The 436-nt window shown below is 53.9% G+C and carries 1 pseudogene; it reads right to left on the reverse strand.

What is annotated here, in order from left to right:
- A pseudogene (locus EXE41_RS19510) lies at nt 1–301 on the reverse strand (HNH endonuclease); the annotation flags it as partial.
- Between the last annotated feature and the right edge of the window lie 135 nt (nt 302–436).

A 436-nucleotide genomic window follows, 5' to 3' on the forward strand; every position in this document is an offset into this window, starting at 1 on the left:
TCTGTGGACGGCCTTGGCCGGTATACGCCTCAATCGGGAAGTTGTACGCCTGTGCTCGATACTGAATCCGGTACGTGGTTCGGGAGTGCAGATCAAAGACCTCTGCAACAGTCTCACGATTACAGTCACGAGCCAAGGCAGCGTTGACGAGGCTATCGACGGTTCGCTGGACGATTGCATGTTCGTCGTCAGGGATTCGTCGTTTGGACATATTGATTTGGGACGGAAGTCCCCACTTCCCCGAGTCAACATCCTGATCAATCAGCTGCGGTTGGCTGCTGACGACCGTATCAATTCCCATTGTACGCCAGAGTCGGGCTTCGAGAGACTGCAGTGATCGCTCTTGGGAGATCTGGTCGGCAATCTCGTGGGTCGTTAGTGGGCCAGTTTCTTCTAGCAGTTCGATGATTTCGAAGTCAACCGGTAGGAGTTTGAC

Source organism: Halorubrum sp. SD690R (assembly GCF_005435035.1).
GTDB lineage: Archaea > Halobacteriota > Halobacteria > Halobacteriales > Haloferacaceae > Halorubrum > Halorubrum ezzemoulense.